At 38.2% G+C, this 22,169-nt stretch carries 24 protein-coding genes; 19 read left to right on the top strand and 5 right to left on the bottom strand.

Annotation, left to right across the window (positions count from 1 at the left end; genetic code table 11):
* Positions 1-23: 23 nt before the first annotated feature.
* The 9 genes from SB717_RS24795 (at position 24) to SB717_RS24755 (ending at position 9,598) form a co-directional block, all read left to right on the top strand.
* The gene (locus SB717_RS24795) at positions 24-1,481 is read left to right on the top strand and encodes a CoA-acylating methylmalonate-semialdehyde dehydrogenase (protein WP_410905071.1); all 1,458 of its coding nucleotides are present in this window, start codon (positions 24-26) and stop codon (positions 1,479-1,481) included.
* 113 nt (positions 1,482-1,594) lie between these two features.
* A complete protein-coding gene (locus tag SB717_RS24790) occupies positions 1,595-2,782 on the top strand; it encodes an MFS transporter (protein ID WP_074679653.1) in 1,188 nt (395 codons plus the stop codon).
* Between the two features lie 64 nt (positions 2,783-2,846).
* Entirely contained in the window at positions 2,847-3,884 is a 1,038-nt protein-coding gene (iolG, locus tag SB717_RS24785) for a bifunctional inositol 2-dehydrogenase/D-chiro-inositol 1-dehydrogenase (protein ID WP_410905069.1), read from the top strand.
* Between the two features lie 102 nt (positions 3,885-3,986).
* Positions 3,987-4,868, top strand: coding sequence for a sugar phosphate isomerase/epimerase family protein (locus SB717_RS24780; RefSeq protein WP_410905067.1), 882 nt, complete (start codon positions 3,987-3,989; stop codon positions 4,866-4,868).
* Positions 4,869-5,120: 252 nt separating this feature from the next.
* Positions 5,121-6,170, top strand: a complete 1,050-nt coding sequence (locus tag SB717_RS24775) for a LacI family DNA-binding transcriptional regulator (RefSeq protein WP_013084165.1) — start codon at positions 5,121-5,123, stop codon at positions 6,168-6,170.
* 127 nt (positions 6,171-6,297) lie between these two features.
* Positions 6,298-6,603, top strand: coding sequence for a hypothetical protein (locus SB717_RS24770; protein ID WP_045290888.1), 306 nt, complete (start codon positions 6,298-6,300; stop codon positions 6,601-6,603).
* A gap of 119 nt (positions 6,604-6,722) precedes the next feature.
* Entirely contained in the window at positions 6,723-7,625 is a 903-nt protein-coding gene (locus SB717_RS24765; RefSeq protein ID WP_410905064.1) for an AraC family transcriptional regulator, read from the top strand.
* Between the two features lie 246 nt (positions 7,626-7,871).
* Positions 7,872-8,813, top strand: coding sequence for a sugar phosphate isomerase/epimerase family protein (locus SB717_RS24760; protein ID WP_410905062.1), 942 nt, complete (start codon positions 7,872-7,874; stop codon positions 8,811-8,813).
* Between the two features lie 62 nt (positions 8,814-8,875).
* Positions 8,876-9,598, top strand: a complete 723-nt coding sequence (locus SB717_RS24755) for a nucleotidyltransferase domain-containing protein (RefSeq protein WP_410905060.1) — start codon at positions 8,876-8,878, stop codon at positions 9,596-9,598.
* Positions 9,599-9,681: 83 nt separating this feature from the next.
* Here SB717_RS24755 and SB717_RS24750 read toward each other — a convergent pair whose 3' ends face one another.
* Entirely contained in the window at positions 9,682-10,425 is a 744-nt protein-coding gene (locus SB717_RS24750; protein ID WP_410905058.1) for an SDR family NAD(P)-dependent oxidoreductase, read from the bottom strand.
* Between the two features lie 117 nt (positions 10,426-10,542).
* Here SB717_RS24750 and SB717_RS24745 point away from each other — a divergent pair, with 117 nt between their 5' ends.
* Positions 10,543-11,385 carry a LysR family transcriptional regulator gene (locus SB717_RS24745; protein ID WP_410905056.1) on the top strand — a complete coding sequence of 281 codons (843 nt, stop codon included), beginning with the start codon at positions 10,543-10,545 and terminating at the stop codon, positions 11,383-11,385.
* A gap of 106 nt (positions 11,386-11,491) precedes the next feature.
* Complete coding sequence (locus tag SB717_RS24740) at positions 11,492-12,103, top strand: DUF421 domain-containing protein (protein WP_410905054.1); 612 nt, start codon at positions 11,492-11,494, stop codon at positions 12,101-12,103.
* Positions 12,104-12,474: 371 nt separating this feature from the next.
* On the opposite strand, the gene SB717_RS24735 is transcribed toward SB717_RS24740, so the two are convergent.
* Genes SB717_RS24735 through SB717_RS24725 form a run of 3 tightly spaced genes read right to left on the bottom strand, consistent with a single transcriptional unit; the run spans position 12,475 to position 13,691 of the window.
* The gene (locus SB717_RS24735) at positions 12,475-12,690 is read right to left on the bottom strand and encodes a helix-turn-helix domain-containing protein (RefSeq protein ID WP_029714934.1); all 216 of its coding nucleotides are present in this window, start codon (positions 12,688-12,690) and stop codon (positions 12,475-12,477) included.
* Between the two features lie 10 nt (positions 12,691-12,700).
* Positions 12,701-13,180, bottom strand: coding sequence for a DUF2975 domain-containing protein (locus tag SB717_RS24730; RefSeq protein WP_074679671.1), 480 nt, complete (start codon positions 13,178-13,180; stop codon positions 12,701-12,703).
* Positions 13,181-13,208: 28 nt separating this feature from the next.
* A complete protein-coding gene (locus tag SB717_RS24725) occupies positions 13,209-13,691 on the bottom strand; it encodes a DUF2975 domain-containing protein (protein WP_074679673.1) in 483 nt (160 codons plus the stop codon).
* Between the two features lie 409 nt (positions 13,692-14,100).
* Here SB717_RS24725 and SB717_RS24720 point away from each other — a divergent pair, with 409 nt between their 5' ends.
* The 7 genes from SB717_RS24720 (at position 14,101) to SB717_RS24690 (ending at position 19,266) form a co-directional block, all read left to right on the top strand.
* Positions 14,101-14,412 carry a hypothetical protein gene (locus SB717_RS24720; RefSeq protein WP_029715104.1) on the top strand — a complete coding sequence of 104 codons (312 nt, stop codon included), beginning with the start codon at positions 14,101-14,103 and terminating at the stop codon, positions 14,410-14,412.
* Positions 14,413-14,466: 54 nt separating this feature from the next.
* On the top strand, positions 14,467-14,616 hold the full coding sequence (locus tag SB717_RS24715; RefSeq protein WP_312036104.1) for a hypothetical protein: 150 nt from the start codon (positions 14,467-14,469) through the stop codon (positions 14,614-14,616).
* Positions 14,617-14,793: 177 nt separating this feature from the next.
* Positions 14,794-15,519 carry an ABC transporter ATP-binding protein gene (locus tag SB717_RS24710; RefSeq protein ID WP_410905051.1) on the top strand — a complete coding sequence of 242 codons (726 nt, stop codon included), beginning with the start codon at positions 14,794-14,796 and terminating at the stop codon, positions 15,517-15,519.
* Complete coding sequence (locus SB717_RS24705) at positions 15,516-16,343, top strand: ABC transporter permease (protein ID WP_410905049.1); 828 nt, start codon at positions 15,516-15,518, stop codon at positions 16,341-16,343. Before SB717_RS24710 ends, SB717_RS24705 begins: the two co-directional genes overlap by 4 nt.
* Before the next feature lie 13 nt (positions 16,344-16,356).
* Positions 16,357-17,130: an ABC transporter permease gene (locus tag SB717_RS24700; protein ID WP_410905047.1), complete on the top strand. Its 774-nt coding sequence runs from the start codon at positions 16,357-16,359 to the stop codon at positions 17,128-17,130.
* A 7-nt stretch (positions 17,131-17,137) separates the two neighbouring features.
* Positions 17,138-17,815: a response regulator transcription factor gene (locus SB717_RS24695; protein ID WP_410905045.1), complete on the top strand. Its 678-nt coding sequence runs from the start codon at positions 17,138-17,140 to the stop codon at positions 17,813-17,815.
* Positions 17,803-19,266: a sensor histidine kinase gene (locus SB717_RS24690; protein WP_251533845.1), complete on the top strand. Its 1,464-nt coding sequence runs from the start codon at positions 17,803-17,805 to the stop codon at positions 19,264-19,266. The genes SB717_RS24695 and SB717_RS24690 overlap by 13 nt, the downstream gene beginning before the upstream one ends.
* 235 nt (positions 19,267-19,501) lie before the next feature.
* Here SB717_RS24690 and SB717_RS24685 read toward each other — a convergent pair whose 3' ends face one another.
* Positions 19,502-20,368: an alpha/beta fold hydrolase gene (locus SB717_RS24685; protein ID WP_410905043.1), complete on the bottom strand. Its 867-nt coding sequence runs from the start codon at positions 20,366-20,368 to the stop codon at positions 19,502-19,504.
* A gap of 257 nt (positions 20,369-20,625) precedes the next feature.
* On the opposite strand from SB717_RS24685, the gene SB717_RS24680 reads away from it, so the two are divergent.
* Positions 20,626-22,083 (top strand): S8 family serine peptidase, encoded by a 1,458-nt coding sequence (locus tag SB717_RS24680; protein ID WP_410905041.1) that lies wholly within the window; start codon positions 20,626-20,628, stop codon positions 22,081-22,083.
* Positions 22,084-22,169 lie beyond the last annotated feature (86 nt).

Raw genomic sequence — 22,169 nt, 5'->3', positions numbered from 1 at the left:
CAAAAATTGAGAGGAGAATGAACATGACACAAACAACAGTAAAAACAGTAAAAAACTATATTGGCGGCGAATGGGTGGATTCATCTACAAGTCTGACAGAACCAGTTTATAATCCTGCAACGGGTGAAGTCATTGCAGAGGTTCCTCTTTCAACAAAAGCAGATGTAGATCAAGCGGTACAAGCTGCGAATGAAGCCTTCAAAGGATGGGCAAAAACTGCGGTGCCAAAACGTGCGCGTATTCTATTTAAATATCAGCAGCTATTAGTAGATAACTGGGACGAATTAGCGAAACTTGTGACGCTTGAAAACGGAAAAAGCTTTAATGAAGCGCGCGGAGAAGTACAGCGCGGAATTGAATGTGTAGAATTCGCAGCGGGTGCTCCTACGTTAATGATGGGAAAACAGCTCCCTGATATTGCAACGGGCATTGAGTCTGGCATGTATCGCTATCCAATCGGTGTTATTGGCGGGATCACGCCGTTCAACTTCCCGATGATGGTTCCTTGCTGGATGTTCCCTCTGGCAATTGCTTGCGGTAATACATTTGTATTAAAGCCGTCTGAGCGCACGCCGCTTTTAGCAGCAAGATTAGTAGAATTATTTGAAGAAGCTGGATTGCCAAAAGGCGTATTAAACATTGTCAACGGCGCGCATGATGTGGTAAATGGCCTTCTTGAACATAAATTAGTGAAAGCAATTTCGTTTGTAGGTTCACAGCCAGTAGCTGAATATGTGTATAAAAAGGGTACGGAAAACTTAAAGCGTGTTCAAGCATTAGCGGGTGCTAAAAACCACTCAATCGTATTAAACGATGCAGATTTAAACGTAGCAACAAAACAAATTATCGGAGCTGCTTTCGGTTCAGCAGGTGAACGCTGTATGGCAGCATCTGTCGTAACAGTGCAAGAAGGAGTGGCAGATGAATTAATTTCACGACTTGTTCAAGAGTCAAACAACATCGTCATTGGAAACGGATTAGAAAAAGATGTTTTCTTAGGACCAGTGATTCGTGAAAACCATAAAGAACGTACGCTTAGCTATATTGAATCTGGCGTAGAAGAAGGAGCTCGCTTAGTTCGTGACGGCCGTGAAGATCATGCGGTAAAAGAGAACGGCTATTTTGTTGGACCCACTATTTTTGATAACGTTACACAAGAAATGAGAATCTGGCAAGACGAAATCTTTGCACCGGTGCTTTCTATCGTGCGTGTAAAAACGTTAGAAGAAGCCATTGACATTGCCAATAACTCTCGATTCGCAAACGGAGCTTGCATCTATACAGACAGCGGCGCAAGCGTACGCGAGTTCCGTGAAAATATCGAGTCAGGCATGCTAGGAGTGAACGTAGGGGTGCCGGCACCTATGGCGTTCTTCCCATTCTCAGGCTGGAAAGACTCTTTCTACGGCGATCTTCATGCCAACGGCACGGACGGCGTAGAGTTTTACACAAGAAAGAAAATGGTTACGGCACGCTACTAAGAATTCACTTATCGTACTATGGGATACTAGCGACATTTGCTAGTACCCCGTAGTACAATCGTATAAAAAAATAAAAGTCGTTTTTTTCGCAGTAACAAAATGGAAGTGATTAGTTGAGTGCTATACGTACCGTCAAAGATAAGTATCTTTTTGCAGCCGTTTCATTTATCTTTTGGTTCTCGCAGTTTATTTACGTACCTATTTTGTCTCCTTATATGGAAGGGCTGGGAGGCAAGTATGCCTTTATTGGTTTAGTGTTAAGCAGCTATGGACTCATGCAGCTATTATGTCGCCTTCCGCTCGGGATCTTTTCAGACTTTGTGCAAATGAGAAAACCGTTTGTTATCTTCGGCATGATAGCCAGCATGTCAAGCTGCCTGCTATTTTCGTTGACCGATAGCTTAATAGGGGTGTTTATATCACGCTGCTTGGCTGGATTGGCAGCTGCAACGTGGGTTGCCTTTACGATTTTATATTCAAGCTACTTTGAACGTGAAAAAACGACTCGGGCTATGAATATCATTTCGTTTATAGTAGTTTTGGCTCAGCTTTTGGGTATGAGTTTAAGCGGTTACATTGTAAGTGAGTGGGGATGGCACGCTCCGTTTTGGATAGGGACGATCTTGAGTGTCATAGGCGCTGTTCTTTCTCTTTTCATTTACGAGCCCAAAGAGAACGTAAAGAGATCGCCTATAAAGCTTAAAGAATTAATGAGCGTAATAAAAGAGCCGTCGCTATTAAAAATTTCGCTGCTGTCTATTCTAGCACATAGCCTTATTTTCACGACCATGTTTGGTTTTACTCCTGTGTACGCATTAAGCGCAGGATTTAAAGAGAGCGAGCTGAGTTTGATTGTCTTTTCCTTTATGATCCCTCATGCAGCTGCTCCTCTTATTATGGAAAAGCTATTTGTTTGGCGCTTTGGAAAATGGAGCATCTTAAAGGCCGCTTTTTTTCTGGCTGCATTCTTTACCTGTATGATTCCTATGACAGAAAATAAACTGTTGCTTTGTATCATTCAAAGCGTGAACGGGTTTTCATTAGGATTAGTATTTCCTCTTATGCTAGGAATGTCTATTGAAAAAATAGGTGCAGAAAAAAGAGCTACGGCGATGGGAGGCTACCAAGCGCTGTATGCGTTAGGAATATTCGGAGGTCCTTTTGTTGCAGGAATATTAAATTCTTGGATGGGACTTAAAGCAGGCTTCTTTTTTGCAGCAGCCTTAGGGTTAACCGCTACTGTTTTTGCAGCGGCATGGGATAACAAAGAAGCGTCATATAAAGTTTTTAAAGCAAAATAAAACGTATGGAAGCAAGCATCTATTTCCATTTTTAAAGCTCACATATTAAAGGAGGCCATAGATTATGGTGTTGAAAATTGGTGTTATTGGAACAGGAGCAATCGGACAAGATCATATTAGAAGAATTACAAATACGTTATCAGGCGGCAAAATCGTTGCGGTTACGGATGTAAATCAAGAACAAGCAAAAGCTGTTGTAAAAAATCAAAACTTAGATGCCGCTATTTATGATGACGGACATGAGCTGATTAAGTCGGAAGATGTAGATGCAGTTGTTGTTACTTCTTGGGGACCAACGCATGAGGAATTTGTGCTGGCAGCCATTCAAGCCGGAAAACCTGTATTTTGCGAAAAGCCGCTTGCTACAACGGCAGAAGGCTGCAAAAGAATCGTTGATGCTGAAATTACACACGGCAAGCCATTGGTGCAAGTTGGCTATATGCGCCGCTATGACACAGGGTATCGCGCTTTAAAGAAAGTGATTGAAAGCGGACAAATTGGTGAAGCATTAATGGTTCACTGCGCACACAGAAATCCTACGGTACCTGATACATATACAGGCGATATGTCAATCGTTGATACGTTCATCCATGAAATTGACGTTTTGCGCTGGTTATTAAATGACGATTATGTATCTGTTCAAATTGTGGCACCGCGAAAAACGAGCAAGGCGCTTGAACATTTGCAAGATCCAATCATGGTGCTGCTTGAAACAAAGCAAGGCGTTCGAATTGATGCTGAGGTCTTTGTAAACTGCCAGTACGGCTATGATATTCAATGTCAAGTAGTAGGAGAAACAGGAATCGCTAATTTACCTGAGCCTTCAAGCGTCGTGTTACGCAGTGAAGCAAAAAAATCTACTGAGATTTTAGTAGATTGGAAAGATCGATTCATTGACTCTTATGATACAGAGCTGCAAGACTGGATTGTTTCAACGCTTAAAGGCGAAGTAAATGGACCAACTGCTTGGGACGGTTATGTTGCGGCCGTTACTTCAGATGCTTGCTTAGAAGCAAAAAAATCAGGAAATATTGTTCCAATTTCGTTAGGCGAGCGTCCTGATTTCTATCATAAAACGTTAACCGCAGCAGGCAAAATGTAAGCGTACGAACGTTCTGTTTATGAAACAGCTTACTCATGGACCACATTAAAATACTGGGGGATGGGCACGTCTAGTGTGCATAAAAGAAAGGGGAGCTTTAAATTGCGTTTAGCATATGATCCGTCACATTACCGTGATAATACAAGTTTAAAAGATACGATTGATACAGTTGCAAGATTAGGTTATGAATACGTAGAGTTATCTCCGCGCAAAGATTTTATTTGGTTTTATGAATACCCAAAAGTTGATAAACAGCGTATAAAAGACTTAAAAAGATACTGTGCCGATGCTGGAGTGAAAATTTCTTCTGTGCTTCCGGTGCAGCAGTGGTCTTCACCAAATGAGCAGGAACGTGAAGCGGCAGTAAGGAACTGGAAGCGTACAATCGAAATTACTTCTGAGCTGGAAGTAGATTTAATGAACAGTGAGTTCAGCGGCGACAAGAGCCGGCCTGTTGAAAGCGAAGCGGCTTTTGTTAAATCGATGGAAGAGCTGATGCCGATTTTTGAAAAAGAAGGAATTAAGCTTAACCTTCAATCGCATCCAAATGATTTTATTGAGTTAAACACAGAAGCTATTGCAATGATTCGGGCGCTGGACAAAGACTGGATTAAATTAGTTTATTCTGTTCCTCATGCTTTCTTTTATGACGATGGCATCGGCGATGTAGCAAAGCATATTGATGAAGCAGGTGATTTGCTTGCACACGTTCTGATTGCTGATACGCTTAACCATAAAGCAGCGTTTGGACTGCGCTATATTGTAAATCCGCCTGATGCAAAGGTAACGATTCACCAGCATTTAAATCCTGGTGAAGGAGAAATTGATTTTGACGCACTGTATCGCAAATTAAGAGAAATTAAATTTGACGGCATCGTAACAAACTCTGTATTTGCCTACCCTGATCGACCAGAATGGTCAAACGAAGTAACGTTAAAGTCAATTAGAGAAGGATTAAAGATCAAAGAAGGCTTAAACGTTTAACGTGATCTACCGAAGTGATGCGAAGCATAAAAAGATATGTTTTGCATCACTTTTCATGGTTTATGCTTGAAAGAAGATCAGAACTTGTGGGCATAGCTAGTTTAAAATAGTCTTAATTGTTCTATTCGGCTTCCATCATGATGATAAAGAGAGGCTTTATTATGCTAGTAATGTATAATAAAGATAGATGCAAAACGGATAGAACTTTTTATTATAAAATGTTAATTACTACAGATAAAGGTGAGTGAACGTATGTCAGTTAAAATGAGTGATGTGGCCAAACTAGCTAATGTAGCTCCAGCTACTGTCTCGCGAGTTCTTAGTCAGCCCCACCTAGTAAGCAAAGAAACGCAGGAAAAAGTTTTAAAAGCCATTGAAGAATTAAATTATCAGCCCCATATCATCGCAAGACAGTTCAGAAAAAAAGAAACAAAAACCATTTTAGTAGTGGTTCCTGATATTACCCACCCGTTTTTTTCTGAAGTTCTTAAAGGAATTCAGCATACGGCCATTAAAAGCGGCTACCGAGTAATTTTAGGAGATACAGAAAATGACATTGAGCGAGAAGGAGAGTTTGTTGATTTATTATTCCAAAAGCAAGCGGACGGCATGATCCTTTTAACAGCCCGCATGGATAAAGACAGAATTGAACAAGTCTCCAGACAGTTCCCTACGGTTCTTGCGTGCGAATACATTGATGGCTTAGATATTTCTACCGTATCTATTGATAATATTAGCGGGGCGCGAAAAATAACGGAGCATTTAATAAGCCTTGGACATACCAAAATTGCGCATATTACTGGTCCTATGAATGTTATCTTAAGCCGTGATCGATTAAAAGGGTACCGCCAAGCGATGATTAGCCACGATTTACCCGTGGATTCCGCTTTTATTCAAGAAGGAGACTTTAGCTTAGAGTCCGGTTATCATCAAATGATTCGCTTATTATCGTTAGAACAACGGCCAACTTCCGTATTTGTTTTTAACGATGAAATGGCGATCGGAGCGATAAAAGCCGCAAAAGACAGCGGGTTAAAAGTGCCTGAAGATATAGCTGTAGTGGGGTTTGATAACTCAAAAATGTCGGATATCATTGAACCTCATATTACAACGATTGAGCAGCCTAAATATGAAATTGGAAAAAAAGCGATGGAATTACTGCTTGGATTAATGAGCGGAAAAGCGTTAGAACAAAAAAAGTTTGTATTAAAAGATGAACTAATCGTACGCGAGTCTTGCGGAAGTAAAACTACAGTGAAAAATTTTATCCAGCTTGAAGGCTCAGCTAAGAAAATTAACTAGTGCTGTTTAAACGCTATGCTATGAGGTTTTTTGCTGAGAAGTAAACAAGAGAGACCATCATCTTTGTCTTCTCTTGTTTATAGCAAAGCGGAAGGAACACTCTGATAAAAAAGAGAAGGTGACTTTAGTGAGGATTAAGGGAACAGTATTCAAAAAAAGAACATATCCAAAGCATCACTATAAAAGAATGGATCACCTGTCTTTTTTAGAGGTGAAAGATAACATCTCCTTTGATGGCGATGTGCTGAAAATCATTCCTGTTCTTAGTCAAAAATCAATGGAATGCTGGAATATCGGAGATGAAATTGATGTGGAAGGTGAAATGAAGTACATTCGCATCATTACTTCATTAGGAAAACTCAGCCTTCTGCCCGTCCCTGTGTTTATCGTAAAAACAATTAAAGAAATAAAACCTTCTCCGATAACTAGTTAAGCTGTCAGACATAAAACGGCTGGTCATCGTCATCAATCATGATCATATTTTAATGGGATTTAAATTCTGAAATTTCTTATAAATTATAGGTTCCTTCAGATAAGAAGGAGGTGGAGAATGTGACAGCTAATCTTATCGCGGGGAAAATTTCTTTAAATGAACGTGTCCATCGTACACAAGGAAACGGAATGTCTTTTCATGTTCATTATTGGGGAGTTATGCCTAAGCACTATGATAATGTCCCTCACAAACATTCTTTCTTTGAGGTGTGTTACGTGCTTGAAGGACAAGGAACTTACATAGACGACGGGCGTCCCTATCCGGTAAAAGAAAATACAATATTCCTTTCAAGGCCCGGGGTATTACACCACATAAAAAGCGATACTGGTCTTTTTCTTTTGTATGTAGGCTTTGAACTGGTTGAATCAGAATCAGCTGAAAAGTGGATCACACTAATAGAAGAAGCCAAACGATGTTCTGAAGTAGTGATAGATATAAAAGAAGATGGAACTGCTCCGTTAATTTGGAAGTCTCTTTTGAATCACGCAACAAAAAGTGAAGATGCCTTTTTTGAAGAAATACTGACAAATTTAGCTCATTCTCTTCTTCTTTCGCTCATAAACACGTTTGTTTTGTCTTCAAATTACCATCATGAGAAAGCTGTTCAAAAGACATCTTCTTTGACCCTTAATCTTGCAAAATTATACATTAAAGACAATCTAGCCAATTCTATTAAACTTACGGATACAGCGACTCATTTACATCTATCTAGCCGTCATCTGTCTCGTCTCTTTAAAACTGAATTAGGTGTCAGCTACTCGGAATATGTACAAAATGAAAGAATTCAAAGAGCTGCAATACTGCTCAAAACAACAGATTTATCGATTACAGATATTGCTCAAGAAACAGGGTTTCCTGACGTTCACTACTTTACGCGTGTTTTTACTGCTTCGATGCGCAGCTCACCAGGACGTTTTCGTAATCTATATACAAAATTAAAAACAACTGCATATAAAGATTAGTCAACTCTTCTTTGCTTACATGTGTCCCGAGCAGAGGAGAGTTATTTTTTATGAAATAAAATTAATGAGGATTCAAACATGTCCTCAAAAGATAAAAAGCAGTCTTTTTAAAACAAAGACGATTAAGATCCAAGATTATATAATAACAGCTATACTTTATTAAAGTTAAATAAAAGCGTTTACAATCTCTGTTTTTTAGCTTGTTGAGATTAAAAGCTGCAGACGGTATTTTAGGAGGAGAAGACAATGAAATTATCTTATGTAACAGACAGTTTAGGACATTTACCTTTTGAAGAAATGTTAGATGTAATCACAGAGATGGGAATCAATACGATTGAAATGACCACAGGGGGTTGGTCGCCAGCACCTCATTTGAGACTAGATGAATTAGTAGAAAATAATGATAAAAGAAGTGAATTTTTACATGCATTAGAAAAGCGTAACATCAAGCTTTGTGCGTTAAACTGTTCTGGCAATCCTTTAGATCCAGGTGAACTGGGAAGAGAACATCGGGAAGTAACAGATAAAACGTTTGAGCTGGCCAAATTATTAGGTGTAAAGAAAGTAATCATGATGAGCGGATTACCAGCTGGAAGTCCTGAAGACAAGATTCCAAACTGGATTACGTATACAGTAAGTTGGCCACCAGTGTTAAAAGAGATTTTAGATTATCAATGGAATGAAGTAGCCATCCCCTACTGGAAAGAGCTCGTTAAGAAAGCTGAAGCCTGCGGTATCGAAAAAATCGCTCTTGAAAACTTCAGCTCTCAATTAGTCTATAACCCTGAAACATTATTTAAACTTCGGCATGCGGTGGGACCTATCGTAGGATTAAATTTAGACCCAAGCCACTTAATTTGGATGGGCGCAGATCCTATTTTGTCAGCTAGAGAACTAGGAGCAGCCATTCACCATGTGCATGGAAAAGACGTGCGCCTTGAGAGACATCTATCAGGAGTGAACGGAGTAATGGAAACAAAAGAAGTGACGGATGTCGCAAATAGAGCCTGGAATTACGTGGCCGTAGGCTGTGGACAGGATTTACAGTGGTGGAAAGAGTTTTTCTCTGTTGTTAAGATGATGGGCTATGATGAAGAAGTTTCTTTAGAAATGGAAGATTTAACAATGTCAGTTGAAGCAGGGGTTCGAACTTCTATTGAGTCATTAAAACAAACGCTTAGCTTTTAATTTAAAGGGATTTCCACGTTCTAACCAGAAAAATAATATATATTGTTTTCTGGAGGAATATGATGAAAGAGCTAAAAAGGTTAGAACCGCTGCAAGCAGCTACACAATTCATTTTTAAACATTACCCTAACTGTCAAGGCGCATTGCTCGCTGGAAGCGTGGTGAGAGGAGAAGCTACGCGCACTTCCGACCTCGATCTTGTTATTTTCGATGATAGTCTTATTTCTTCTTTTAGGGAGTCCCTCATTGAATTTGGATGGGCAATTGAAGTTTTTGCTCATAATCTGACTTCATACCAAGCCTTTTTTAAAAGCGACTGTAAGAGGGCTAGACCGTCACTGCCAAGAATGATTTCCGAGGGAATTATTTTAGCCGATAAAGGAGTAGTGCAGTCTATAAAAAAAGAAGCAAAACACTTACTTGAAAAAGGCCCTGAAAAATGGTCGGAAGAGACGATTAGATTAAAAAGGTATTTTATAAGCGATGCCTTAGATGATTTAATTGGTTCTTCAAATAAAGGTGAATCACTTTTTATTGCTAACACGATCGCTTACATAACGCACGAATTTGTTTTAAGAACAAACGGTCATTGGATCGGGGATTCTAAATGGATTGTCAGGTCTTTGAATGACTATAATGAACGCTTTAGTAAAGAGTTTGTAGAGGCATTTGATACCTTTTATAAAACAGGGAGTAAAGATAAAGTGATTCAACTGGTGGATAAAGTGTTAGCACCACATGGAGGCCGGCTGTTTAAAGGGTTCTCCTTGGGGAAAGAGCAATAAAATCAATAGCACGGTGCTTGTTATAACCCCGCTACTATTACTTGCTAGTAGTGGGGTTTGTTTTTAGGAATATTCGCATATGCTTAAAGAGTTTGCCCGTTATCAATCGTAAATACTTGGCCCGTCACGGACTCTTGCTTTAGCTGAAACAAGATGGCATCTGCGATATCTTCAGGAGAAGAAATGCGCTGAAGAGGTAGATTGCCTGCAAGCTGATACATTTTATCTTCGTTGCCAGCCCACCATCTTGTGTCGACCGCACCAGGAGAGATGCAGTTTACTCGAATATGGGGTGCTAGTGCAATCGCTAACGACTTAGTCATTGTATGAATCGCTGCTTTTGTCGCTGCGTAGGGAATAGAAGATCCGATTCCAGTTGTACCCGCAACACTTCCTACATTAACAATCGCCCCTGACTTTTGCTTTTTCATATGTGGAACGGCTGCTTTTACACAGTGAAACATGCCTTTTACGTTTACATCATATAAGGAGTCCCATACTTCATCAGTTGCAGACTCTAAGTCATTCATCGGGATTTGAGCTGTAATACTAGCATTATTCAGTAATCCATCTAACCGTTCGAATTGTGTAATCGTTTGATGAATCATTTCATTCACTTCGTGCTCGTTGGCTACGTTCGCTTTAAAAGCAAACGTGATGCCTCCTTTTTCAGTAATCTCCTCCACAACTTTTTTCGCTTCTGTTTCTGAGTTGCTGTAGTTGATAACAAGTTTCGCACCCATGTCAGCTAGCTTTAAAGCCGTTGCTTTACCTACGCCAGTGCCGCCGCCCGTAATAATAAATACTTTATTTTTAAAGTCGATCATTTCTATAAACCTTCCTTTCTCTTAACATCTTTTATTATATCTTCGATGGGAAAAAGGATATAATAGGTAATACTAAGAGAGATATCATTTAAAATGATATCAACGGAGGAATTGAAATTGGAAAGCCAAGACTTACGAATTTTTAAATGTGTGGCAGAAGAAAAATCATTATCAAAAGCTGCGGAGGTATTAGGATATGTTCAGCCGCATATCAGCCAGCGAATGAAAAAATTAGAGGAAGAGTTAGATACTAAATTACTGACACGTACAAATAGAGGAGTTACGTTAACGGATGAAGGAGAAGCTTTGTTTAACTATGCCCAGCGTATTTTACTGTTAATGGAGGAAGCTAAGGCAGAAGTTAATCCGAATAAGTTTAGAAAATCTTTAATCATTGGTGCTTCCCAAACAGTTTCTGCTAGTAAAGTTCCAGCTTTATTTTCGTCTTTTTTGAAAGAACATCGGGATATTGAAGTTAAAATCAAAACAGATAGAAAACAAGTCTTACAAGAAATGCTTTCGTACGGAGAAATTGATGGCCTTTTTCTTAGTGGTACTTATAACAAAGCGCAGTTTGAAACGGTTTATCGCTATGCAGAAAAGATAGTACTCATCTCACCTCTATATGAAGCTAGAGTAGAAAAAGATCAACCAACGCTACTCATCAATAGTGATGGAAACTGCATCTATAGAAACAGACTAGTAGCGTTTTCAAAAGAACATCATACACATAAAGCTAACATGATGGAATTTGATTCATTAGAAGCTATTTTACAAGGCGTTCGTGATGGGCTTGGAATAAGTGTAGTCCCAGCTAGCGTAGTAAATTCTCGTGGTGATATGAAAAGCATTCAATATCAAGAGCTTGCAGAAGACGTTCAAATTGATTTTGTAGTAAAGAAAGGGAAGCAGCGCTCGCAAAGTCTTAAAAAGTTTATTCGTTTTTTAGAAAGCCTATAGATTCTGTCTTTAGGGTATGAGGAGTGCAAACGGAATTTTTGATACATGAATAATTTGCTTTCAGATGCCTACTCTAAAAGCAAACTGTAATAAAAAGGATGATATTATGAATTTTATTTGGCAATCTGTAATCTTGATTTTATCGGGAATATTATTACTAAGAATAGCGGGGAGAAAATCGATTGCTCAAATGACGCTCGCTCAAACGGTCGTTATGCTTTCTCTAGGTACCATCATCGTGCAGCCCATTGTTGAAAAAAGTATGTTAAAAGCGATCGGCGGGGCAGCTATATTTGTTCTTGCTATTTTAGTTTTAGAGTACTTACAATTAAAGTTTAATGGGTTTGAAAAATTTCTGACAGGTAAATCTAAAATCGTTATAAATAATGGTCAATTAGATACTAAGCAGCTTAAAAAATTACGTTTAACCGCTGATCAATTAGAAATGAGATTACGAAATGCAGGCATATCAACTATAAAAGATATTAAAACTGCAACAATTGAACCAAATGGACAGCTAGGGTACGAACTTCAAGAAGATGCAAAACCGTTGACTGTAGGTGACTTTAAACAGTTAATGGAATTATATATGCCATCTTTTTCTCAAACTAGAGTACCTGCGCAAGATCTACATAACAAAGTGTCGTCTAACCCTTCTTCAGATATATTTGAAGAAATTAAGCACCATTCTAAACCAAACCCTAAATACCTCCAGTGATACAGTCACTAGAAAAAGTCGTCTTTTTCGTATAATGATTATTAATTAAATGAGCATAGTTATTTTAGGTTCAAATCGCAGATGATTTGAACCTTTTTTGGGATTAACGTTTATAAATCATTAGGACATTTTAGAGTATGTACCAAATGAATAATAAAGAGGACGTAGAAAAATCTAAAGTGTTCCCTTTTGAGGGGCAAACATTTCAAATCGCATCACACTTTTTGTTACCAATATTAATATAATTCTCAGTCGATTTCTCTAATTAGATAAATCAATAAAAGCAGAGAAGGGCCAGCAATTAAGCTGCCCCTTCATTTTAATTTCACTACCTAATTCTCATGGTTGAAGAAATTTGTTGTCTTTTATTATTAATTCTCTTCGTCGCTTTTGTACTCTAAAATATCGCCTGGCTGACAATCCAAAGTCTTACATATTGCTTCTAATGTTGAAAAACGAACCGCTTTTGCTTTCCCATTTTTCAGGATGGAAAGATTCGCCATAGTAATTCCAACCCTCTCTGAAAGCTCCGTTACGCTCATTTTTCGTTTTGCTAACATCACATCAATATTAATAATAATTGCCATATCCTACACCTCAGACCGTTAAATCATTTTCTGATTTTATGTTAATTGCTTCTTGCAAAAGCCTTTGGAGAACAGCAGCAAAAACTGCGATAACCAACGAAGCAAAAGGAATAACCATTCCAACAAAAATGAGACCTGGGGCATCGTCTTTATCTGCCACGAGATAATAAATGGGCAAACCTAAGACGTGCAAACTACAGATAGAAATGGCACAGTATTTGATGCTCATTAAAATTCGAACAGACAATTCGGAGAAAGCAATGTTCTTGTCAATATAACTCAACAGTTTAACAGCTTGATAAAGGGCGAAGTAAAAAGGTAATGTTCCTCCATATAAAAGGATGAAAATGATATATTTTATGGAATGAATACCTAAGAACTCCGCTACCGCAACTGCCAGTTCAGGAACCAGAAATATGCACAAAGTGAGAACTAGAATTCCAATTAGAATAACTGCTATCTTCAAAAATAATGTGGTTGCTATCTTCATAAAAACACCTCTTCTATATTTCAAAATATTAATTGTTTTTTGTCTGTAAATCCATAACATTCTTTATAGGTTTTTGAAACACATCCACAATGGCTGCGATGATGCTTGTTGCCAAGATGCCCATTAGACCTAGAGATATTGGACCTGCTGCATCATCACCCGTGAATTGAGCATGCGCTCTTAAATAAACTATTGCTAACAAAATAAACAAAATGACAGTAAAAGTGCATTTTTTTATTACCTTCAAAGATTGAAGAGATAACTCAGAGAAAGCGTTATTCTTCTCGATATAGGTTAAAAGTTTAAAAGCTTGATAACAGGCCAAAGAAAATGTAATACATATTCCATATGTACATATCAACAGTGGATATAACGAATAATCACCAGGACGCTCTATAGCATCTCTTCTGGCTGCTTCAGGCAACAAAAATATGCATGCGGCAAGCACTGCAATTCCAATCAGAAAAATTATTACCTTTAAGAAAGTGGTAGAGCCTCGTTTAACATTCATAAAAAACACCTCACTTATTTTAATGATAATACGAATTTAACATACGATTTATCGTTTTACAATAAAATATTATCGTTTTTTATTATATTATTGTTGTTATCGAAATATCCTTTTAATTTTAAATAAAATAAAAACCATTTCTCAATCCAAAGAAATGCTCTTACTTTAGAATGTTAAATTTACAACTTTTTCAACAAAACTCCCTAACAGTTTAATAAAGTGAATCAACAACGAAAGATATCAGAACCTACTTGAAAATGCAGTATGAAATTAAATTTTGCACCTTTGAAAAGAACCCGTTAGTAAAAATCTATGTTCTTTTTTCTTTTTGATGTTGAGACTATGGAATCTGTATATTTCTATTTAATAATATATGGTATTATTTTCTTTAGTTAGGAGGGTATTTGAAATGAGTATATCAAAAGAAAATAAATCGATTGTATTAACCGTTATTTTGCTGGTAGCCGCGTTTTTTGTATTTTTTGCAAATCGGCTGCTTCCCCAAAATTCAATTTTCCCAAGTGAAACCGGTGATTTGACCATTCTGCTATGGCTGTTTTTTGCGATAGACGTTGGTTTTATTGTAGCGTTAGTTTTAGGCATTCGAACGAAGAAGCCGAGCGTTGTGTGGTTCAGCATTATCGCAAACAGTATCTTTTTTGTGTTGCTTTCTGGTTTAATTTTTTTATTAGCAATTGCAAATAGCATTTCTGAACCGTAAGCTTATTATTTTTATTATAGGTAAATGACGAGGATTTAGAGAGGTTGATAGATTATGATGATAGGCGGTCCTTTACTTATTGCACTGCTGCCAGGTGTACTTGTAATCCTCGTAACTTGGCTGTTCAGAAAGATGAAGTGGAACAAAGTCATTAGAATGCTTCCTTCAATGCTAACCGTTATGGCTGCCGCTATTCTTTTTTAGATTGGTTATGTAGAGGTAAGAGGTTTTGAAGGTGCGGGCTATTTGTTTTTATCCGTGTTTTTGCTTTTATTCGCAGTGGTATCCTATATCGTAGCTAAAAAGCCTGTACAATAATTTTTAAAAACTTTATAAATTCTTTATAAATTCCTCCTATACTACGTGTAGGGGGGATTTAATATGAAAAATATCATTTTAGACGTAAAAAGCATTTCAAAAAAAGTAAGACGCCGTCACTTAGTAAAAGAAGTCTCGTTTCAAATTAACGAAGGGGAAATATGTGGACTGCTAGGGCCAAACGGAGCTGGTAAAACGACGTTAATTCGTTTATTGACGGGGTTGATTAAACCAACCGGGGGAGAAGTTTTTATTAATAATAAACATATTGTTTCACAAAGAAAAGAAGCGCTGCAAAACGTTGGTGCAATTGTGGAGTCGCCCATCTTTTTTCCTTATATGACGGGAAAAGAAAACCTGACAAATTTAGCTCGACTGCATTCATTTCACACCAAGCAAGAAAGGCAACAAAAAGTAAAAGAAGTGCTTGATATTGTGGGATTAACCGGCAGAGAAAACGATAAAGTTCGAACGTATTCTCTTGGAATGAAGCAAAGGCTCGGAATTGCCCAAGCGCTCTTAGGCGACCCGTACTTATTAATACTAGATGAGCCAGCCAACGGCTTAGATCCAATGGGCGTACGTGAACTGCGCGAGCTGCTTTTTACCTTAAAACGCGACTATAACAAAACGATTCTGATTTCTAGTCATTTGCTGGATGAATTACAGCGAGTATGTGATCAAATCGTTGTGATGAGAGAAGGAGAGCTAATATGGGACGGCGCTCTGGACCAGTTAGCATCCGGTAAAAATCTGGAAGATGCGTTTGTAGAGCTGGTGTCACAATGAAGGAGCTGTTAGTAGCGGAGTGGGAAAGACTTTGGAAAAGAAAAGTGGCGTGGCTGACCTTTCTATTAGTGCCGGTGGTGCTGTTAGCTGCTTCATCCTATCTTCAAAAAGAAAACGGAGCACTCACAGTCGATTTACCACAGTATACGTTTGCGGGAAACTTTCCTGTACTGAGCTTAGCCGAAATGTTATTTACCGTTTTTAATGCTATGTTCTTAGTTTTTATTACGCTCGTTGTTACCGGCGAGTACCGGTCAGGACAGCTGCGAATGGTTATGATACGATCGTATTCGTTTAAAGAAATCATCCTAGCGAAAGCTGCAGTGCTTCTGCTGTTTAATTTACTTTTTTTTATTACGTATTTTTGTATGAGCTATGCGATAGGCTTTCTAATGTTTGAACATCCGCAAACCTACTTTGTGTTTTATCACAGTCATGCTTTCAACATAAAAGAAGCGCTAGTATATAATCTTTCATTCTATGGATATGCCTATTTAACGACTGTTGCGATATGCTGTGTGCTGTTTTTTATCTCTGTTATCAGCAAAACGACCACTACGGCTGTTGGAATTGGTGTTGCTTTTATAATGATCTCGTTTTCGTATCCGGCTTTATTAAGAGGATTTAGGCAGTGGATGAGTGAAGAGCTTTTTGGACAGCTATTTTTTACTTCAGTACCGATGATTCAATGGCAGGGGATCACAGTCATGATGGCAGAAAAACCGCAGTTTGTAGGGTGGAATTTTGGCGTTTTAGGTTTTTATATTTTATTTTTTAGCGGTTTAACGTATGTAGCGATTCGAAAAAAAGAATCATTTTTATAAAAGGAGAGAAGACATGATGACAGGACTTTTTATCAGTGAATTAGAGCGAACGTTTAAACGAAAGAAAACGGCGGTGGTACTAGGTGTGTACACAGGGTTACTTGCTTTTAGCTGGTTCTTTTTCTTTCAAAGGGGAGGCATTTCGTTTTTTGATGCGGCTCATGACGTGAAAATTGATTCTTTAAATTCAGCACCGCTGCTTCTTCGAGACCTATCCTTTGCCATTACGTTTATTGTCATTCCGATGTTTGTGGCAGATAGCTTTAACAGCGAGTACACATCGGGAGCGCTGCGCATGGTACTGATTCGACCGCACCATCGTGTGAAGCTGTTTTTTGTAAAATGGGTCGTTCAATGTTTACTAGTTTTTATTATTCTTTGTATTACGTGGTTGGTGGGGACTTGTCTTGGAAGAATGGTTATGCCTTATGTAAATGAAACAACGTTTTTAGGCGGACATACGCTAGGGACTTTATGGGCGTTACTATATTCGCTGAAATTTTACGGCATTTGTTTTTGCATCTTTATAGCGGTTATTAGTATCGGGAGTATCCTGAGTGTTCTTATGCCTAATTCCATTTTATCTTACGTAGCAACTATTGGTGCTTTAATTGGAAGTGTGTATGTGTCAGATAAACTAAGCTTCTTTTTCTCCGTAACCGATTCTGTTTTTCATGAATTAAGCAGGCCAAACTCTGAATTTTTAGTGAACCTATTATTTCCAATTTTACTTATTAGCTTTATAATAAACCTATTCGTATGGAAAAAGAAGGAATGGGTAGGGTGAGCTGGAGATGAATCAAACAATTTTACTAGTGGACGACGAAAAAGATATTATTTCCTTTATGAAAGATGCGCTGCAAGATGAAGGATATGAGGTGATGTTTGCTTACGAAGGGCAGGAAGCCTTAAAAAAGTTAAAGATAAATCCAGATTTAATTGTGCTGGATGTGATGATGCCAGGCATGGACGGCTTTGCACTTTGTGAGATGATCCGAAAAAGCATATCGTCTCCCATTATCTTTTTAAGCGCCAAGCAAACGGAGCAGGACAGAGTAAGAGGACTATTGGTCGGTGGAGATGATTATTTAGTTAAACCTTTCAGTATGAAAGAACTAAAAGCCCGGATTTACGCCCATCTGCGCCGTGAGCAGAGAATTAGCAGCAATTCCTATAACAGGCTTCACTTTGGAGAGCTAACCATTGATTTAAACGGCTATCAAATTTTACATAACAATGAAGTAATTCCGTTTACTTCGAGAGAATTTGAGATTATTCATTTCCTCGCTCTTCATCCAGGTCAGGTGTTTACACGCGAACAGCTGTATGAAAAAGTGTGGGGCTACGACGCCGAAGGAGATTCATCTACGATTACAGAACACGTGAAGAAAATTAGAGCCAAACTATTAAAATATGACGAAACATCTTATATCTCGACCGTTTGGGGCATTGGCTACAAATGGGTAAAATAAAAAAATGGATGAACCGGGCGACGTTAAAAGCGCAGTTTGTTTTATCCTTTCATTTGATCTTGCTGTACAGCCTGCTTGCGACGCTTTTAACGTGGGGAATTGTCATCTTAGTGAACTGGTTTCTTATGCCTGGAGCACTGAATCCAGCAAATTATTATGAAAAACAAATTCCTGATATTTTGCAGTTTGTGAATAAAAGAGATGATGCGCTTCTTTCGAAAGATGTTCAAAGCCAAGTAGAAGCGGTTATTCCGCTAGAAGGAATGGATTATCAAATTATAAATAAAGAAGGACAAATCGTGTATGGGTCCATGTCCACTTCATACATAAAAAATAAACGGGATCTTTATTCTCAGGTCAATACAAATATTCATTCAGGTAAATATATTATAAAAGTCTATCCGCTTTTTAATTCAAAAGACGAAGTAAACGGGGCGATTGCTTTAAGATATCAATTAAATGTGGCTTCGGCTAATCCAAATATTAAATGGATTGTTGCGCTTGTAACGTTTTTATCGTTAGCCAGCCCGTTTCTTTACTTTTATTTGTTTGCTTATTTGTTTGGAAGACGATTTAGCAAAAAAATTGAACGGCCTTTTAATGAGCTGATGACCGCAGCCAAAAATATTCAGCATAATAATTTAGATTTTTCGCTGTCCGTCACTCAAGACGCAAAAGAATTAAGTCAGCTGCTACATGCCTTTGAAGAAATGCGAAAAGAATTAAAGCAATCGCTATCTAAACAGTGGCAGCTAGAAGAAGACCGCAAAGATATGACGGCTGCGATTGCGCATGATTTACGAACGCCTCTTACGATTATTCACGGTCACACCGAAATTTTAGTAGAAGGAAGCAAAAAAGACCCGGAGAGGCTTAATCGATATTTACATACGATCTACACAAATACACAGCGTTCGATTCAACTATTAAATCAGCTGCAAGAAGTATCTATCATAGAAAACCCGGGCTTTACCGTAAAACGGGAACCTATTGATATCTACACATTTGTTCATGAAAAAGCGGACGAGTTTCAGCTTTTATGTCAAAAAAAAGAGATTACCTTTTTATCTTCAATTAGTGTAGAAGATGCATCCAATCAATTTTACGGAGATCCTCAGCGCATTTCTCAAGTATTAGATAATATCATCACAAACTGTATTCGCTACACGCCTGAACGAGGAGAGATAGCTTGGAAGACCGTCATTCATCACAACGAAGTAATCTTTGAAATACATGATACGGGACCTGGTTTTACGCTATCGAACAAAGAACAGCTGTTTAAAAAGTTTTACCGAGAAGATGCGTCAAGAACAAGCGGCCACGGAAACTTGGGGCTAGGTCTTTACATTGCTCATTCCATTGTGAAAAACCACGGAGGAAGCATCACAGCCGATAATAAAGAGACGGGAGGGGCATTGTTTAAGATTGTTCTTCCGACAGGGAAAGAGTAAATGCGTAAAAAAAGAACCCTCCAAAAGAAGAGTTCAAAAAAGGGTAAGTAAGAAAGAAATGTACATGTTCCTTTGGGGGGACTGCATCTGTACAGTGAAATTTATACCCGGTATACACTTGTTAAAACGTTGAAAAATAAACCAATAATGTAAAAAATAGATCTAACTAGCTTTTATCATTCATAAAAAAGACTGCAGAGCGGCTGTATACCGTATTCTGCAGTCTTTTTTTATTTTATTTGCGTAAGAAATCTCTCATAAATTCATTCACTTTTTGGGGCTGTTCATGTTGAGGTGCATGTCCTACACCGTCTAAGCGATGAATCGTTATGTTTGGAACGTACTCTTCAATTCCGTCTAAATTACTGTTTTCAAACGCTTCATCTGCATTTCCCCATACAATTAAAGTCGGAGAGTGGAATACTTTATGCGGCAGTGCTACAGGTTTATGAACGCGCTCTTCAAATGGGTAAAGGGAAGACGCACGATAGTAGTTAAGCATTGATTTCATTGCATTTGGCTGATTCCACGCCTCTACATATTTAGCTTCTTCTTCTTTAGTTAAATAGCCTTTTTTAATGCCGGGCTCCGTCAGCATGTTTCTTAATTTTTCACTATTATTCGCGAGTAGCTCATCCTGAGAGTTTGGCTGTTGGAAAAAGCTCATATAGCTGCTTGCTTCTCGTTGAGCAGGATTTTCAGCAAGCTCTCTTATAAAGGTATAAGGGTGCGGTGCATCAAACATGACTAATTTTTTGACATACTGCGGATATGTATAAGCAAATGCCCATGCAACAGCGCCGCCCCAATCGTGTGCTACTACCACACACTCTTTTTCACCAAATGCTTCAATTAACTGTTTTACATCTTCCATTAAGTGAGGCATGCTGTAAGCAGAAATTTCTTCCGGCTTATCTGATAAGTTATAGCCTCGCATATCTACAGCTACCACGCGGTAATCTTTCGAAAACTCTTCTAACTGATGGTGCCACGTATACCAAAAGTAAGGGAATCCGTGTAAAAACAGCATAAGTTCGCCTTCACCTTTTGTCACGTAATGGAGGTTTATATCATTCACTTTTACATAACCGTCTTTAAACATGTTACTCATCCTTTCGCTTTTAACCTTTATTATAGAAAAACTTTACTCTTTATTAGTTGATGTATCAAATAATAAGGTTCCTTTATGCGATAAATGAGCTGTAAAACTCTTTTAAAATCCTTATTTTGGTTATTGTTTGTGAAATATAACCCTATTCTTATTTTGAATAATTGTAATCTATTAGAAAAACTTGGAATTTAAAAGAGTATGTAATAAGATAGTATATGATAAATATTTCCATATATAGGAGGAGACATATGCAAAAGAAAATTCTACATACGGTGCTTTCACTTGCAGTAGGAGCAGGAATATTTGCCGTTGGCGGAGTTCCTACTCAAGCTAAGAGTCAAGATCAAAAGATAAGTAACACATACACAATCGCTTTTAAAAATGGATTGCCAGACAACTATCAAGAGATTATTCAAAAAGCTGGTGGCAAAGTGACTAAAGCGCTTCCTGAAGTAGGAGGAATAGAAGCTCAATCTGAACAGGCTTCTTTTCTTAATAATTTAAAAGGGAATTCTTCGATCGAAGCTGCTAACAGGGAAATTCCTCTAAGCTTGGAAAAAACATCAGGTAGTCCTTATAACTATCAGTCTAATATGATCAGCTCACAGAATGCAGAGAATTATTGGGACTCTCAGTGGGATATTCAACGAGTGACAAATGGCGGAAAATCTTATGATGTAGAAACAGGCGGATATAAAAATAAAGACGGTAGTACAACTCATAAAGCAGTGGTGGGAGTAATTGATACGGGTATTGATGCATCTCATCCTGATTTGAAAAATAATATACTAGGTGGACGTAATCTTGTTCCGGCTGGAATGGATGAATCTGAAACTGGGAATCCCGCAGATATAAAAGATCGTAATGGACACGGTACGCATGTTGCAGGGATCATCGGAGCGAACGGAAAAGTAAAAGGAGTAGGACCAGAACTCGGAATACGTTCTTATCGCGTCCTGTACTCAGAGCAAGCTCTTGGAATGCCTGCTTGGATTATAGACGGAATTATTGCCGCAACCAATGATAAAGTCGATGTTATTAATATGTCTCTTCGTTTCTATAATAATAACAAAATGACTATTGAAGGAGAAAGCTATAAATCAATTGCTGAAACACTGCTTTGGAAAAGAGCCATTCAGTACGCCGTGAAAAATGGCGTAACGGTTGTAGCCGGTAGCGGAAATGAAAGTTTGAATTTGGATAATAAAAAGGAAGTAAATGACTTTTTAAATACCTTGTATGAACCGTATGGAATAAGTGTCAAAGGGCCCGTAACTGTTGTACCGGCACAAATGCCAGGAGTGATTAATGTCTCAGCTTCTACAAAATGGTCTACTCAGCAGCTTGCTTTCTACTCTAACTATGGAAACAGCGCCATTGATGTGGCGGCTCCAGGAGGAGATTTTGGAGAGAAATATGCAAAAACTAATGATCCTGCAGCAGCTGATCCAAGCAATTTAATTCTGAGTACATGGCCTACGTATTTAGGGACTTCCTATGAGTTAAACGCCGGTACTTCCATGGCAACTCCTCAAGTAGCTGGGATTGCAGGAGTTCTTAAAGCCGCTCATCCTGAGTATAAACCCGCTCAAGTAACAGCGCGTATTAAGCAAACAGCTTTTGACTATGGAAAAAAAGGACATGACGCTTTATTTGGTTCAGGAGAAGCAAATGCTTATAGAGCGTTAGAAGATATAAAGAATTAGTGCTTGTAATGGATACAGTAAAAAGTCTCCCTAAAACATTGCTTTTAGAGAGACTTTTTTGAAAAATTATCATCTTGAGCATTAGT

The organism is Priestia sp. SIMBA_032 (assembly GCF_046535215.1).
In the GTDB taxonomy this organism is placed as follows: Bacteria; Bacillota; Bacilli; order Bacillales; family Bacillaceae_H; genus Priestia; species Priestia aryabhattai.
Note: the sequence above shows the minus strand (reverse complement) of the source record. Positions and strands in the feature narration are given on the sequence as shown.